This window comes from Aeromonas sp. 1HA1 (assembly GCF_029237385.1).
Classification (GTDB): Bacteria; Pseudomonadota; Gammaproteobacteria; order Enterobacterales; family Aeromonadaceae; genus Aeromonas; species Aeromonas popoffii.
In genome coordinates this window covers 11,709-25,282 of sequence record NZ_JAACGC010000012.1, presented here as the reverse complement: position 1 = coordinate 25,282, position 13,574 = coordinate 11,709, and the positions used below count along the sequence as shown (strand labels likewise).

Here is a 13,574-nt window from a genome sequence, read left to right as displayed (position 1 = left end):
TCCCGCCCATCCAGAGGGATGCGGACGGGAATGGCAGGAGAGATATTTGTGAGCGAGAGTCTGGTCATCCGTTTGGGGACCAATGCGCAGCAACCGGTCGAGTGGCTGGTGTGGTCGGCCAAGGAGGAGGAGATCATTGCCTCCGGCACCCTGGCCTCGGCCCATGCCCTGAGTGAGCTGCAGGAGCGCGCCGGTGGCCGCCCCGTGGTGACCCTGGTGCCGGGCAGCGATCTTATCTTCCGGCGGGTGAGCCTGCCGGGCAAATACAGTCGCCAGGCTGCAGCCGCCTTGCCCTACCTGCTGGAGGAGCAAATCGCATCCGATGTGGATGGACTGCATCTGGTGGTGCTGGGCCACGAGGGCCACGATGTGGACCTGATGGCGGTCGACAAGGAGAAGATGCAGATCTGGCTGGGTTGGTTGCAGCAGGCGGGCCTCAAGAGCCAGCAGCTGTTGCCGGACGTGCTGGCCTTGCCGCCCACCGCCGACGGCTGGTCTGCCCTGCAGCTTGGCAAGGAGTGGCTGCTGCGTCAGGGCCCCTGTCAGGGCATAGTGGCCGACGAATCGCTGCTGGCCATGTTGCTGGCGGCGGAGGTCGAACCCGTCACCATCCACAGCCATACTCCCTTGCCGGCGATCCCGGCGGCCAACTGGCTGGCGGCGGATCCCGAACTGCCCATGCTGCTGCTGGCCAAAGGGGCGCTGAACTGCCAGGCCAACCTGTTGCAGGGTCCCTACCGGCCGCAGACCGAATACTCCCGCTACTGGCTGCAGTGGCGCAAGGTGGCCGTGGTGGCCGTGCTCTTGCTGTTGGTGGCGTTGACCCAGCGCGGTGTGCATCTTTATCAGCTGGCGGAGCAGGACAAGGCCCTCAAGGCCGAGATCCGGCAGGTTTACACCCGCATCTTCCCGGGGGAAAACCGTATCGTCAACGTGCGCAGCCAGATGGCACAGCATCTCAAGTTACTGGGACAGACCCCGCAGGATGGCGTGCTCTTGCTGCTGACCGAACTGGCGCCCACCTTTGCCGAGGTGCCGGGGCTGAAGCCACAGGTGTTGCGTTTCGACGCCGCGCGGGGCGAGTTGAGATTGCAGGTCACGGCACCCGGTTTCGCCGAGATAGAGCGCTTTCGCGAACTGGCGGGCAAGCGTTTCTCGGTGCAGCAGGGCGAGGTGCGCAGCACAGAGGGCAAGGTTGAAGGGACACTGGTGCTGAAGGGTAAATCATCATGATGGACAAATTACAAGGCTGGTGGCGCAGCATCAGTGCTCGCGAGCAGCGGTTGGTGGCCGTGGGTGGCAGCTGCCTGCTGATCGGGCTCTGCTACTGGATGGTCTGGCAACCCATCGACAACCGCATCGCCGAGCGCGAGCGGCAGGTGCTGAGCCAGCAACAGACGCTCGCTTGGCTGAAAGAGAAGGGGGAAGAGGTGCTGGCGATGCAGGGCGGTCAGGGCCGCCAGATCGACACCAGCGGTACCCTGGAAGGGGTGGTGAACCGCACCGCTTTCAACCAGAAGATCAAGATTGCCCGTCTGCAACCCCAGGGTCAGGAGCTGCAGGTGTGGATCGATACGGTTCAGTTCGATGATCTGCTGATCTGGCTGGCGACCCTGGCCGATCAGTATGGCGTACAGGTGCAGGTCATCGAGGTGGCCCGCGAGAATCTGGCGCCGGGTCTGGTCAAGGTCAGACGCTTGCAGTTGAGTCGTCCCCAATGACAGCAAGCGGGCTGAGCGCCGTCCGGTTTCCGGCATCTCGTCCCGGTGTGGTACCGGGCCTGGCCAAGGCCAGATATTTGCAATCGAGTCGTTTTCTATGAAGCAAAAAGTACTGATCGCTGCCCTCTTCCTGGTAGCCTATCTCGGTTTTCTGCTGGTGAAACTGCCAGCCACCCTGGTGGTTCGCCATCTGCCGCTGCCACCCAACCAGGTGCAGCTGGAAGGGGTGAGCGGCACCCTCTGGAGCGGCCAGGTCGCCCGGCTGCAATACGCCAGTGAGTCGCTGACCCAACTGCGCTGGGAGCTCAACGGCTGGTCGTTGCTGCGCTTTGCCCCCGAGGTTTCCCTGCGTTTTGGCGATCGCAGTGGTCTCAACGGCCAGGGTGTGGTTGGATGGAACGGCGCCGCCTTTGGTCGTGATATCACCCTCAACGTGCCTGCGCCCTGGGTGCTGGAGCGGGTGCCCATGCAGCTGCCTTTCCCGCTGACGGTGGCGGGTCAGCTGCAGCTCAAGGTCGATCAATTTGCCCAGGGCAATCCCTGGTGTGACAACCTCTACGGCAGCCTTCACTGGTATGGTGCCTATGCCGATACCCCGGCCGGCAAGCTGCCGCTTGGGGATCCCGAGCTCAAGCTGACCTGCATTGACTCCCGACTGGTGGCCGAGCTCAAGCAGGGCTCGGAGGCGGTCCAGGTGCAGGGCAAGCTGGAGCTGCAGCCCAATCGCCAGTACCTGTTCCAGGGCACCCTCAAACCGGGTCCCGAGCTGCCGGAGCAGATGAAGCAGGGGCTGCCCTTCCTCGGTCAGCCTGATGGTCAGGGGCGCTTTCCGCTGCGCTATCAGGGGCGCATCTGACGGCATCGTCTGCCGGTCTGGAAAAGGATAAATACGACCCCGCTTTGGCGGGGTCGTGTCGTTATGGGGTTCCAGTCTCGCCGCTTGGTGCCGTGATGAGATGGTTCAGAAAGAAGCTGAACAGCTCGGCGCGTGAGCCGAGGCGCAACTTGCCGTAGAGGTGTTTGCGGTGATTCTTCACTGTGCCGCTGCCAATGCCGAGCTCGGCGGCGATCGCCTCGGTATCCAGCCCCTGCAACAGCAGACCTGCCACCTGCCGCTCGCGGCGGGTGAGTCGATCCCCGCCCACGCTGGCGATGGCCTGTGCCACCGCCGCCTTCAGGCTGGCACTGTCAGGCAGCGCCGTGCTCTGGGCCAGCAGCGGCGGGCTCTGCTGCCACTGCTGACGACAGAGCGAATGTACCAGCGGAAACAGCTGCTCCAGCCTCGCCAGCTCGCTCTGGCTCAGGGTGCTGCGTTTGTCGAGGCGACCGAGAAACAGCATGAGCGTGAGCCCGTCCCGCACTGGCAGGATCAGCCCCACCTCCTCCTGCCAGCCGGTGGCCTGATAGAAGTGATGGCGATATTCGGGATCGAGCCGCCCTTGGGAGACCTGTGCCAGGGTCCAGACGCCGGCAGGCAAGCCCTGTTCCAGCGCCTGCATAAAGGGATCCTGACTGAAGTGGCTGGTGAGGTAGCGATCAAACAGCAGGGCCCGCTGATGGTTGAGGTTGTCGTAGAGGTAGACGGGCCGCTGCCCCACCCCGAGCAGCAGGGCGCAATCAAACGCCACCTGCTGCTGGATCAGCCGCACCAGCGCCGCTGCAAAGGCGCTGCTGTGCAGGGCATCGACCACCTCGGTCATGCTGCGGGTCAAGGCATCTGTGGTGAATGGCTGGGTCATGGTGGCTCGTTTCCGGTGGCGGGGAGCTATTCCCCGCTATGGCTGGATGCTAGCACGAGAGTGGCAAAACTGTCCCTCAGGGGACATATCCGCCACCGGCCAGAACGGCGAGGATGACGGCTTTTCCCACTGCTATTGGAGCACCCATGATCAACCCCCACCTGCTCGATGAGCTGACCGAGCGCGGCCTTGTGGCCCAGAATTCCGACCCGGCGGCCTTGGCCGACCACCTCGCCACCCCGCGCACCGTCTACTGCGGGTTCGATCCCACCGCCGGCAGCCTGCATATCGGTCATCTGGTGCCACTGTTGATGCTGCGCCGCTTCCAGCTGGCGGGCCACACCCCGGTGGCACTGGTGGGCGGGGCGACCGGCCTTATCGGCGATCCCAGCTTCAAGGCGACCGAGCGCAGCCTCAACAGCAGCGATACCGTGCTGGGTTGGGTCGCCAGCCTGTCGGCCCAGATCAAGGCGCTGCTGCCCGCCGATGAGGGTCTGTCGGCACCGCAACTGGTCAACAATGGCGACTGGATGGGGCAGATGTCCGCCCTCGATTTTCTGCGGGATATCGGCAAGCACTTCTCGGTCAACGCCATGCTGGCGCGGGAGTCGGTGCGCCAGCGGCTGGCCCGTCCGGATCAGGGCATCTCGTTCACCGAGTTCTCCTACGCCCTGCTGCAATCCTACGACTTTGCGGTGCTGCACCAGCGACTCGGCTGCACCCTGCAGATTGGCGGCAACGACCAGTGGGGCAATATCACCAGCGGCATGGATCTCACCCGTCGCCTCCATCAGGCGCAGGTACACGGCATGACCCTGCCCCTTATCACCAAGGCGGACGGCACCAAGTTCGGCAAGACCGAGGGTGGAGCCGTCTGGCTCGATCCGGCGCTCACCTCCCCTTACGCCTTCTATCAGTTCTGGCTCGGCACCGCGGATGAGGATGTCTACCGCTTCCTGCGCTACTACAGCTTTATGTCGCTGACCGAGATTGATGCACTGGAGGCGGAAGATGCCCAGCGGCAGGGACGCAAGCAGGCCCAGCAGGTGTTGGCGAACGAGCTGACCGAGCTGGTACACGGCAAGGCGGCGCTGGCGGCGGTGCAGCGCATCAGCGAGCTGCTGTTTAGCGGCGACGTGGCACGCCTCGGCGAGAGCGATCTGGCCCAGCTGGCGCAGGATGGCATGCCGAGCAGCACAGTCCGCGGCGAGACGGATCTGGTCAGCCTGCTGGTGGAGTGCGGTCTGGCGAACTCCAAGCGGATCGCCCGCGAACTGCTGACGGCGGGGGCCATCAGTCTCAATGGCGCCATCAAGCAGGATGAGCAGCTGAATGCTGCGGATCGGCTGTTTGGTCGCTACCTGCTGCTGCGCCGGGGCAAGAAGCAGTACCGGCTGGTGGCTAGCCTGCCGCGCCATATCAACGAGCAAGGGCAGCCCGGGCAGCCCTTTCCATTGTGCGCCTCGGCCAGTCAGCCGCTCGGTATGCAGGGGAGGGCGGTCAATGGTTTCCCCGTCTCTACCCCAACAGCCGAATCACGCTGTCAGCGGCAGCCATTCTGCATAGTCACGGAATAGATCGGGGAAGGCGGTGAATTCTGCCCCCGTGCTGGTATCAAGTAGTCAGCGGCAGCAGTTCGGCATAGTCACGGATCGCCGGGAAGGCCGTAATACTCTGCTCGGGCTGGCGACTGTCCGGGTTCTGGATGGCGAGCTGATAGCCAATGCCGTAGTCGGCGGCGGCCCGCAGGATCCGCTCGCTGTCATCCACAAACAGGGTACGGGCGGGATCGAACGCCAGCCGCTCGGCCAGCGCCTGCCAGCAGTGCTGGCTCTCCTTTGACCAACCCAGCTCGTGGGTACTCACCATCAGATCCAGATGACCGGCAAGCCCGAGCTGCGCATCCTTGACCGACAGGCTGGCGGGATGGGCGTTGGTAAAGAGCACCAACTGCTTGCCCGCGGCGCGCAGCTCGGCCAGGAAGGGGATGGCGTTGGGCCGCCACTGGATCTTCGCCAGCAGCTCCTGCTTGAGGGCGCGAATGTCCAGCCCCAGGGTCTTGCTCCAGTAATCCACACAGTACCAGTCGAGGGTGCCGCTGACGGCGTGATAGTGCAGATCGATCTGCTCTTTGGCCGCTACCGCTGGCAAGCCGAGTCGCTCGGCGTAACGCGCCGGTACCAGCTGCTGCCAGAGGTAGTTGTCAAAATGAAGGTCGATCAGGGTGCCATCCATATCGAGCAACACGGTATCTATCTGGTGCCAGGGTAAGGTGTTCGACATGCAGCCTCTTGCTCTTGGTGTCGCGAAAACGTCGCGGGAAAAAAGGAGCGGCAGTATAGCGGATTTTTCCTCCCCCTTTGCCATCCCTGTCCCGTGGTGTTCAGTGTGAGAGTCGTTTACTCTTGAAGCACTATTTTTTAACGAGCAGCCAGCGCCCGATGAGTGACCACCACAAGAGCAAGCCCGAATACCTCAGTGTCGAGAACATGGCGCATGACAAGAGCAAGCCGGAGATCCTCAAGGCCGAAATCGTGGCCGAGAGCCGGCTGTTCAAGGTGGAATCCCTGCATCTTAAATTCAGCAATGGGGAGGAGCGGGTCTACGAGCGGATGCGCGGTGGCAACCGGGGCGCCGTCATGGTGGTGCCCTTGTTTGATGCCCACACCCTGTTGCTGGTGCGCGAATACGCGGCGGGTACCCACTCCTACGAGCTGGGTTTCCCCAAGGGGCTGATCGACCCGGGCGAGAATGCCTTTGAGGCGGGCAACCGGGAGCTGATGGAAGAGGCGGGCTTCGGTGCCAACAGCCTGATCCCCCTCAAGCAGGTGTCGCTGGCGCCGGGTTACTTCTCTAGCAGGATGGACATACTGCTGGCGCGGGATCTCTTCCCGGAGCTGCGGGTCGGTGATGAGCCCGAGCCCCTCGAGGTGATCCCCTGGCCACTCAACCGTATCGATGAATTGCTGGCACGACCCGACTTCAGCGAGTCGCGCAGCATCAGTGCCCTGCTGCTGGCCCAGAAGTGGCTGGCGGAGCAGGAAAACTAGCCCAAGCGTGGGCGAAGGCAATAAATAAAAACAGAGGATAACAAGATGCAGGAGTTGTTGGCCTGGGTGCCAGGGGTCAAGGAGATCGCCCGCGAAGCGGGGCGTATCCTTCACGAAATCTATCACGGCGGTCAGTTCGAGCGTCAGCTGAAGGAGGATGCGACCCCGGTCACCAGTGCCGATCTTGCTGCCGATGCCTACCTCAAACAGGCGCTATCGGCGCTCACTCCCCATGTGCCTGTGTTGACCGAAGAGGCGGCGGATGTCCCCTTCAGTCAGCGATCCAACTGGCGGCAGTATTGGCTGGTGGATCCCCTCGACGGCACCGGTGAATTTATCGCTGGCAGCGGCGATTTCGCCACCCTGATCGCGTTGGTGCGGGACCATGTGCCTGTGCTCGGTGTCATCTACGCTCCCGAGTCCGATGTGCTCTACTGGGCGGTGCGTGGCCACGGCGCCTTCAAGGAGGTGAATGGCGAAACCTTGCCCATCAGCGCCATGCAGCACGAACACAACCAGCCCGATTCGCTGGTGGTGGCCATCAGCCGTCGCCAGAAGCTGGAGACCCTGACCCGTCGCCTCAATCCTGCCATCAACTACGAGCTGATCCCGCTCGGTTCCAGCTCCCTCAAGTCCTGCCTGGTGGCAGAAGGGGCGGCCGACTGCTACGTGCGGCTCGGTCCCACTGGCGAGTGGGACACCGCCGCTGCCCAGTGCATCGTCGAGGCGGCGGGCGGTCGCATCCTCAGCCTGACGCTGCAGCCGCTCAGTTACAACGAAACCGAGTCGCTGGAGAACCCGGACTTCATCGTGATGGGGGACCCGGATCTCGCCTGGGACAAGATCCTGGCTCGTCCGGCGGGTTGATCATCTGTCGCCAGACGACACAAACAGGCGGCCTCATGGCCGCCTGTTTGTTTGGTGTGATCCGCTAGTTTCATCGCAGATGAGCAGGGATATCCGCTGGCAAAGTACGAGAATGACAGTGGATGATCACGAGCGTTCAGCGGTAATTGGCATTTTTTCAGGTAATTCTGAAAACGCTCTGTTGTCCAAAATAAAAAAGTAAGTATGAATGAAAATTTGGTTTTATATTTCGCCATGTTTGGTTTGTGCAGTTTTACCAGGTTATGCGCCCCCGATTGGATTCCCAATCTCACTGGCTAAGGCCAGTAATGGCAGTGATATGTTTCAGTCTCGCTTTTTGAGAATTAAATCCTAATAAACCACAATAAGAACAGATTAAAATACTGACAAAATGTGGATTGGTAATGAGTTTATCTGTAGATGTCGTAAAGGATTTGTCCGCTTCCCAGCCCGCCGTTGCCAGCGCCACCCGTTGGCGCCGTCACGACACCCACTGGGTTATCAGCCTGTTTGGCACCGCCGTTGGCGCCGGCATCCTGTTTCTGCCCATCAATCTGGGTCTGGGCGGGATCTGGCCCCTGGTCATAGTGGCTGTGCTGGCCGGTCCCATGACCTTCCTGGCCCACCGCGGGCTGGCGCGCTTCGTGCTCTCCTCGTCACGCCCTCACGCCGACTTCACCGAGGTGGCCGAGGAGCACTTCGGCAAGATGGCCGGCCGCCTCATTTCGGCGCTCTATTTCCTCTCCATCTTCCCGATCCTGCTCATCTACGGGGTTGGGCTGACCAACACGGTGGAGAGCTTCATGGTCAACCAGCTCGGCATGGCAACCCCGAACCGGGTGATGCTCTCCGGCCTGCTGGTGTTCGCCATGATTGCCGTGATGCTGGCAGGGGAGAAGGCAATGTTGCGGGTGTTTGCCTTTATGGTCTATCCGCTGGCGGCCATTCTGGCGGCACTCTCTTGCTACCTGATCCCCCAGTGGCAGTGGCCGGAAGTGACCGCGTTTGAAGGGGTCAGCTTCCTCAACACCGTCTGGCTGGCGTTGCCAGTGACTGTGTTCGCCTTCAGCCACGCCGCCGCCATCTCCGGCTTTGCCAACGTGCAGCGCCGTGAATATGGCGAGCAGGCCGAAGCCAAGAGCGGCCTGATCCTGTGCAACACCACAGTGATGCTGGTGGGCTTCGTGCTCTTCTTCGTTTTCTCCTGCGTGCTGAGCCTCTCGCCAGCCCAGCTGGCTGAGGCCAAGGCCCAGAACGTCTCTGTGCTCTCTTATCTCGCCAACATCACCGACAACCCGGTGATCGTGACCCTGGGGCCGCTCATCGCCTTTATCGCCATCAGCTCCTCCTTCCTCGGCCACTTCCTCGGTGCCCGCGAAAGCCTCAAAAGCCTGATCGCCAAGCCCACCGGCCTGCCGCAGGCCAAGGCGGACAAGCTGGGCATCGCCCTGATGTTCTTCGCCATCTGGGGTGCCGCCGTCATCAACCCGGGCATTTTGGGACTGATGGAGACCCTCTCCGGCCCGGTCATCGCCATGATCCTGTTCATCATGCCGGTGATTGCGATCTACAAGGTGGAGGCGCTGGCCCGCTTCCGTCACGGCTGGACCAACGGCTTCATCCTGCTGACCGGGTCGCTTGCGGTCTCGGCGCTGATCTTCAGCCTGTTGAAGTAACAGCGAGCTGCGGCAAAAAATGAGAGAGGCGACCCCGGGGTCGCCTCTCTCATTTCATGGGGCCAACGGCATCAGCCCAGCTTGGCGCGGCCCTTCACCCCCTGCTCCGGAATAGCCATCACCACGGCAACTCTCTGGCGTACCCGCTGGGCGATGTCGTGGCTGTGGTTGCAGATGTTGCTTTGGTAGTGGCGCAGGCGCCAGATAGCAATGACGCGGCCCGGGGCCGCGTCATCTTCAAAGAGGGTTTGCTGTTTGGCATAGATCGCAGCTATTACTCTGCGTCGAAATCTTCGATCTCTTTACCCAGCGCTTCCATGATGGCGCGCACCTCAGCGGGAACGCTGTCCGGATGATCCTTGCGCAGATCGTCGTCGCAGGGCAGCGGCTGGCCGGTGAAGGCGTGCAGGAAGGCTTCACAGAGCAGCTCACTGTTGGTCGCATGGCGCAGGTTGTTCACCTGGCGACGGGTGCGCTCGTCGGTCAACACCTTCAACACCTTGAGCGGGATCGAGACGGTAATCTTCTTGACCTGTTCGCTCTTCTTACCGTGTTCCGCATAGGGGCTGACGTAGTCGCCGTTCCACTCTGTACCCATGTTCCACCTGTTCTCGTTTGGCCGTGAGCACGGATTTTAACCCTTAAGGAAATTAATGGCAATCCAACAGCAAAGCCATTTAGACGTCTAGAAGTGTTGACGGCTTTTTTATGCTGGCGTAAGGTGGTTCACCATAGGCCAGCAATGGCAGGATAGCCGTGGCAGAGGCAGAGCGGCCACCGCCCAGAGACAGTTCAAGGAGAGAGTGACATGACCCACAAGGCCACCCAGGCGGTACGCACCGGGATTGAGACAGACACACAGCACGGTGCCGTGGTGCCGCCCATCTACCTCTCCAGCAACTACACCTTTGCCGACTTTGGCGAGCCCCGTCAATACGATTATGCCCGATCCGGCAACCCGACCCGCACCAATCTGGCGGACGCACTGGCGGCGCTGGAAGGGGGCGCCGGCGCCGTGGTGACCGGCACCGGCATGGGCGCCGTTCATCTGGTCACCACTGCCCTGCTCAAGGCGGGGGATCTGCTGATCGCCCCCCACGATTGCTACGGCGGTACCTGGCGTTTGTTTGAGTATCTGGCGGCCAAAGGCCACTACCGGGTGCAGTTCGTCGATCAGGGTGATGCAGCCGCGCTGGCCGAGGCGCTGGCGAAGAAGCCGGCGCTGGTGTGGGTGGAGACCCCCTCCAACCCCCTGCTGCGGGTAGTGGATATCGCCGCCATCGCCACCGCCGCCCATGAAGTGGGTGCCCAGGTCGTGGTGGACAACACCTTCCTCTCGCCCCTGCTGCAACAGCCGCTGGCGTTGGGGGCCGACCTGGTGGTGCACTCCACCACCAAGTACATCAACGGCCACTCCGACGTGGTGGGGGGTGTGGCCATTGCCAAGGAGCAGACACTGGCCGAGTCGCTGGGGTGGTGGGCCAACTGTTTGGGGCTCACCTCCGGGGCGTTTGACTCCTATCTCACCCTGCGCGGTCTGCGCACCCTGGCCCCCAGATTGCGCGCCCATCAGGAGAACACGGATCGCATCCTTGCCTTCTTGCAGCAACAGCCGCTGGTCAAAAAAATCTATCATCCCAGTCTACCGACCCATCCGGGCCACGATATTGCGCGCCGTCAACAGTCAGGTTTCGGCGCCATGCTAAGTTTTGAACTCGATTGCAGCGAGGCCGGATTGCGTACCTTCCTCGCAGCACTCACCCTCTTTTCGGTGGCCGAATCCCTCGGCGGGGTGGAGAGTCTGGTGGCCCATCCAGCCAGCATGACCCACAGGGCCATGACCCCGGCGGCGCAGCAGGCAGCAGGTATCAGCGCCCAGCTGCTACGGCTGTCGGTTGGCATAGAACACGGTGAAGACCTGGTGGCCGATCTGGCTCAGGCTTTTGAACAGGTGCAGCAGGCAGAGCAGGTAGCGAAGTAATGGAACAGCAGCAAGGAGAGAGCGCGGTGGTAACAGTAGCAGGATTGAAGCGGCGCCATGTGCACAAGTTTGGTGGCAGCAGTCTGGCGGATCCGGTCTGCTATCGCCGGGTCGCGGCGATAGTCGAGCAACAGGTCGGCGGGAACGAGCTGATCGTGGTCTCCGCCGCTGGCAAGACCACCAACCGGTTAATCCAGCTGGTGGAGCTGGCCGAGGTGGGGGATGAGGCCGCCGGTGAAGCCATCTCCGCCCTGCAAGCCGATCAGCAGAGCCTGATCGACGGCCTGCTGGAGGGGGAGCTGCAGCTCGACCTCAGCCAGCAGCTGGCCGACGATATGCAGCTGATCGCCAAGACCCTGGAGGGGCAATTTGACCGCTTCGCACGCAACGGCCTGCTCGCCTTTGGCGAGGTGTGGTCGGCGCGCCTCTTGGCGGCCCTGCTCACCAGCCGCGGCGACAAGGCCATCTGGCTCGATGCCCGCAGTTTCCTGCGCGCCGAGGACGGTGCCCTGGTCAAGGTGGATACCGCCCTTTCCAGCGAGCTGCTCAAGGCGCGGCTGGCCGAACATGCCGGTCGTATCGTGGTGACCGGTTTTATCGCCGCCGACATGGAGGGGCGTTCCCTGCTGCTCGGTCGCAACGGTTCAGACTACAGTGCCAGCCTCCTGGCCCTGCTGGCGGATGGTGAATCCACCACCATCTGGAGCGATGTGGCGGGGGTCTACAGCGCCGACCCGCGCCGGGTCAAAGAGGCGCGCCTGCTGGAGCGCCTCAGCTTGGCAGAAGCAAACGAGCTGGCCCGGCTTGGCTCCTCGGTATTGCACTCGCGCACCCTGCAACCGGTGGCTGACAGCCGCCAGCGCCTCACCCTGCGTTGCAGCTACAACCCGGACGAAGGCTGCACCCATATCCTGCGCCGTGCGCCACGCTCCGGCGGTGCCCGCATCGTCTCCTCGGTGGATCAGATAGCCCTGATCGAGCTGAAAGTGCTGCCGCAGACCCACTTTGATCAGACAGTCGCTGTCATCGAGGCCCATCTGGCCCGTCATCGCCTCAATCCGCTCACCCTGCAACGCCAACCGGATCGGCGGGTGCTGCGTCTGGCCTACACCCTGGAAGTGGCGGAAGGGGCGTTCGAGATACTGCGCGACTTCCAGTTGCAGGGCAGCTTCACTGGCCTCATCCAGAAAGAGGGGTTCAGTCTGGTGGCTCTGGTGGGGGCCGGGGTAACCGATAACGCCGAGCAGTGTCACCGCTTCTATCAGCTGCTGGCGGATCAGCCACTGGAGTTTGTGCAGGTAGCCAGAGATGGCCTGAGTCTGGTGGCCGTAGTGCGCCAAGTGGTGTTGGAGCCACTGCTGATCGCCCTGCACAGCGCCCTGTTCAGCCGCCCGACCCGGGTTGGGCTGGTGGTGTTCGGCAAGGGGAATATCGGCGGCCACTGGCTGAGCCTCTATGGCCGCGAGAAGGCCCGTCTCGAACATGAACTCAATCTGGCGCTGACTCTCTACGGGGTGTTCAGCTCGGAAGGGGGCTTGCTGGACGAAGAGGGGATGGATCCCCTCAAGGTGCAGGACAAGTTCAACCCCAAGCCGCTGATCTGGCCCGAGCTGCTGGCCCAGCTGGAGCAGCACAGCTTCGATACCCTGATAGCCCTCGACATGACCGCCAGCGAGACGGTGAGCCGCTACTACCCGGATTTCGCCCAGCTCGGCATCCACATCATCGCCGCCAACAAGTTTGCTGGTGCCGCCGACAGCGAGTTCTACCAGCGCATCAAACAGACCTGCCGCGACCATCAGGTGCAGTGGCGCTATAACGCCACCGTGGGGGCCGGGCTGCCAATCCAGTCCAGCATCCAGATGCTGCGCCAGAGTGGCGACCGCATTCAGGGGGTCTCCGGCATTTTTTCCGGCACCCTCTCCTGGCTGTTCCAGCAATATGACGGCACGCGCTCCTTCTCCGAGCTGGTGGACGAGGCGTGGCAGCACGGCCTGACCGAGCCGGATCCCCGCGAAGATCTCTCCGGTCAGGATGTGAGGCGCAAGCTGCTCATTCTGGCGCGGGAAGCGGGCTTTGAGCTCGACTCCGCCGATATCGAGCTGGAGAATCTGGTGCCCGTCTCCCTGCGCAAGGCGAGCACGGATCAGTTTATGGACAGGCTCAAAGAGCTGGATGGCCCGATCCAGACCGCCTTCGAGGGAGCCAGGCGCCTGGGCAAGGTGCTGCGCTACGTGGCCCGCTTCGAGCACGACGGCAAGGCCAGGGTTGGACTGGAAGCGCTGGAGCCACACCACCCGTTCGCCAACCTGCTGCCGTGCGATAACATCTTCGCCATCGAGAGCGACAGCTATCGCACCAACCCGCTGGTCATTCAAGGGCCGGGCGCTGGCCGGGAAGTGACGGCCGCCGCCATCCAGTACGACCTCTGGCAAATCTGTGCCAGCCTGTAAGCGCGGATGTTGCAGTTCAACAACCGCGGGTAGTAAAAACACAAAGGGCGCCGAGGCGCCCTTTGTTGTAGGGGAGTGATGTCCCGA

The 13,574-nt window shown here is 62.5% G+C and carries 11 protein-coding genes and 1 pseudogene; 9 read left to right on the top strand and 3 right to left on the bottom strand.

Translation table 11 applies throughout. The features are described 5' to 3' along the window. The first annotated feature begins 48 nt into the window (after positions 1–48). From exeL to exeN, 3 genes are all read left to right on the top strand, one after another. Entirely contained in the window at positions 49–1,233 is a 1,185-nt protein-coding gene (exeL, locus tag GWQ22_RS06205; protein WP_275929769.1) for a GspL family type II secretion system protein ExeL, read from the top strand. Then, a complete protein-coding gene (gene exeM, locus GWQ22_RS06200; RefSeq protein ID WP_042038700.1) occupies positions 1,230–1,721 on the top strand; it encodes a GspM family type II secretion system protein ExeM in 492 nt (163 codons plus the stop codon). The genes exeL and exeM overlap by 4 nt, the downstream gene beginning before the upstream one ends. Positions 1,722–1,818: 97 nt before the next feature. Continuing rightward, positions 1,819–2,577: a GspN family type II secretion system protein ExeN gene (exeN, locus tag GWQ22_RS06195; protein ID WP_275929768.1), complete on the top strand. Its 759-nt coding sequence runs from the start codon at positions 1,819–1,821 to the stop codon at positions 2,575–2,577. 61 nt (positions 2,578–2,638) lie between these two features. On the opposite strand, the gene GWQ22_RS06190 is transcribed toward exeN, so the two are convergent. Beyond that, positions 2,639–3,460 (bottom strand): helix-turn-helix transcriptional regulator, encoded by an 822-nt coding sequence (locus tag GWQ22_RS06190; RefSeq protein ID WP_275929767.1) that lies wholly within the window; start codon positions 3,458–3,460, stop codon positions 2,639–2,641. Between the two features lie 146 nt (positions 3,461–3,606). On the opposite strand from GWQ22_RS06190, the pseudogene tyrS reads away from it, so the two are divergent. After that, positions 3,607–4,860 (top strand): annotated as a pseudogene (gene tyrS / locus GWQ22_RS06185) (tyrosine--tRNA ligase); the annotation flags it as partial. A gap of 214 nt (positions 4,861–5,074) precedes the next feature. On the opposite strand, the gene yrfG reads toward tyrS, so the two are convergent. Next, the gene (gene yrfG / locus GWQ22_RS06180; RefSeq protein ID WP_212514215.1) at positions 5,075–5,743 is read right to left on the bottom strand and encodes a GMP/IMP nucleotidase; all 669 of its coding nucleotides are present in this window, start codon (positions 5,741–5,743) and stop codon (positions 5,075–5,077) included. Positions 5,744–5,901: 158 nt separating this feature from the next. On the opposite strand from yrfG, the gene nudE reads away from it, so the two are divergent. From nudE to GWQ22_RS06165, 3 genes are all read left to right on the top strand, one after another. Continuing rightward, on the top strand, positions 5,902–6,510 hold the full coding sequence (gene nudE / locus GWQ22_RS06175) for an ADP compounds hydrolase NudE (protein WP_042038707.1): 609 nt from the start codon (positions 5,902–5,904) through the stop codon (positions 6,508–6,510). A gap of 45 nt (positions 6,511–6,555) precedes the next feature. Then, entirely contained in the window at positions 6,556–7,377 is an 822-nt protein-coding gene (gene cysQ, locus GWQ22_RS06170) for a 3'(2'),5'-bisphosphate nucleotidase CysQ (RefSeq protein ID WP_275929766.1), read from the top strand. Between the two features lie 404 nt (positions 7,378–7,781). Continuing rightward, positions 7,782–9,053 carry an aromatic amino acid transport family protein gene (locus GWQ22_RS06165; protein ID WP_275929765.1) on the top strand — a complete coding sequence of 424 codons (1,272 nt, stop codon included), beginning with the start codon at positions 7,782–7,784 and terminating at the stop codon, positions 9,051–9,053. Positions 9,054–9,327: 274 nt separating this feature from the next. Here GWQ22_RS06165 and metJ read toward each other — a convergent pair whose 3' ends face one another. After that, a complete protein-coding gene (metJ, locus tag GWQ22_RS06160) occupies positions 9,328–9,651 on the bottom strand; it encodes a met regulon transcriptional regulator MetJ (protein ID WP_005315809.1) in 324 nt (107 codons plus the stop codon). A gap of 210 nt (positions 9,652–9,861) precedes the next feature. Between metJ and metB the strand changes: the two genes are divergently transcribed. Together metB and GWQ22_RS06150 are read left to right on the top strand one after the other, a co-directional pair. Next, positions 9,862–11,034 (top strand): cystathionine gamma-synthase, encoded by a 1,173-nt coding sequence (metB, locus tag GWQ22_RS06155; RefSeq protein WP_275929764.1) that lies wholly within the window; start codon positions 9,862–9,864, stop codon positions 11,032–11,034. Continuing rightward, positions 11,034–13,487, top strand: a complete 2,454-nt coding sequence (locus GWQ22_RS06150; protein WP_275929763.1) for a bifunctional aspartate kinase/homoserine dehydrogenase II — start codon at positions 11,034–11,036, stop codon at positions 13,485–13,487. The genes metB and GWQ22_RS06150 overlap by 1 nt, the downstream gene beginning before the upstream one ends. Positions 13,488–13,574 lie beyond the last annotated feature (87 nt).